The 1,372-nt window shown below is 42.5% G+C and carries 2 protein-coding genes and 1 pseudogene; all 3 read left to right on the forward strand.

The annotated features are described in order from the left end of the window. The first annotated feature begins 132 nt into the window (after nt 1–132). Complete coding sequence (locus V7122_RS10605) at nt 133–507, forward strand: NADH-quinone oxidoreductase subunit A (RefSeq protein ID WP_335344863.1); 375 nt, start codon at nt 133–135, stop codon at nt 505–507. Further along, a complete protein-coding gene (locus V7122_RS10610) occupies nt 498–1,010 on the forward strand; it encodes a NuoB/complex I 20 kDa subunit family protein (RefSeq protein WP_315666541.1) in 513 nt (170 codons plus the stop codon). Before V7122_RS10605 ends, V7122_RS10610 begins: the two co-directional genes overlap by 10 nt. Nucleotides 1,011–1,013: 3 nt before the next feature. After that, nucleotides 1,014–1,372, forward strand: a pseudogene (locus tag V7122_RS10615) (NADH-quinone oxidoreductase subunit C); the annotation flags it as partial.

Below are 1,372 nucleotides of genomic sequence, written 5' to 3' on the forward strand. Positions count from 1 at the left end.
AAAGCTTTGTTCTGTGGGTCGAGAGAATTTCCAGTAAAATAGCTGGGTTTATCGACACAAATTGGTAAGAGTGCTATAATGATTACGGTTACAACTGGGTAGAGAAAATTCATAATATTGGGGGGGATGGACATGGAGATGCTAAATTTATATCAAAATAACTATTTGATAGTGTTTGTGTTCCTATGTCTTGGAATTTTGTTACCTGTGGTAGCTTTGTTTTTAGGGAAGCTGCTGCGGCCTTATAAGCCGCATGAGACGAAGTATACCACGTACGAGAGCGGGATTGAGCCATTCCATGATTCATGGGTGCAGTTTAATATTCGCTATTATGTTTTTGCACTTATGTTTGTTATTTTTGATGTAGAAACGGTATTTCTATATCCGTGGGCAGTTGCTTATGAAAAACTCGGAATCTTTGCATTAATAGAAATGTTGATTTTTGTATTTATGCTTGTCATCGGTCTTATTTATGCATGGAAGAAGAAGGTGTTAAAATGGACTTAAAATTGGAAGATATTTCACCTAAAGAAATGGAAGAATTGCAGCGTAATGTATTTATGGCAACTTTGGAACAAATAAAAGCTTGGGCGCGGAGTAACTCATTATATCCAATGACCTTCGGGCTTGCTTGTTGTGCCATTGAAATGATGGGTGTCGGTGGTGCTCACTACGATTTAGACCGTTTTGGTTCGTTTTTCCGGACATCCCCTCGTCAATCAGATGTCATGATTGTTTCAGGAACCGTTACGAAAAAAATGGCGCCAATTGTTCGCCGACTGTATGATCAAATGCCAGAGCCGAAGTGGGTTATTGCAATGGGTTCCTGTGCAACAGCAGGAGGACCATATGTGAAATCCTACGCCGTTGTGAAGGGTGTCGACCAAATTGTTCCTGTTGATGTTTACATACCAGGATGTCCCCCAAATCCGGCAGCATTAATATATGGAATAAATAAATTAAAGGAAAAAATCCGCTACGAGGCTAAAACTGGGAAGAAGGTGATCTAACCTATGAGCGGGGAAAAGGATCTTGAACAGTTAAAAAAGGAGGCTGCCGCGAAAGCGAAAGCCGCCGCACTAGCGAAAATGAAAGCAAAAGATGAGGGCGAAGCAAAGGAAGAATCCCCAGCTGAAGACCTTGATATAGCGAAGCAAAAAGCTGCCGCTGCTGCGAAAGCCAAGGCCGCTGCACTAGCAAAAATGAAAGCAAAAGAAGAAGGCGAAGCGCAGGAGGAAGCTCCAGCTGAAGACCTTGACATAGCGAAGCAAAAAGCTGCTGCAGCTGCAAAAGCTAAGGCCGCTGCTTTAGCGAAAATGAAAGCAAATGAAGAGGGCGAAGCGAAGGAAGAAACTCCAGCTGAAGACCTTGA

The organism is Bacillus sp. JJ1532 (assembly GCF_036965085.1).
Taxonomy (GTDB): Bacteria; Bacillota; Bacilli; order Bacillales; family Cytobacillaceae; genus Cytobacillus.

Coding starts and splice junctions, on each gene's coding strand:
- V7122_RS10605 (WP_335344863.1), top strand. CDS start 133: ATGGAGATGCTAAATTTATATCAAAATAACTATTTGATAGTGTTTGTG.
- V7122_RS10610 (WP_315666541.1), top strand. CDS start 498: ATGGACTTAAAATTGGAAGATATTTCACCTAAAGAAATGGAAGAATTG.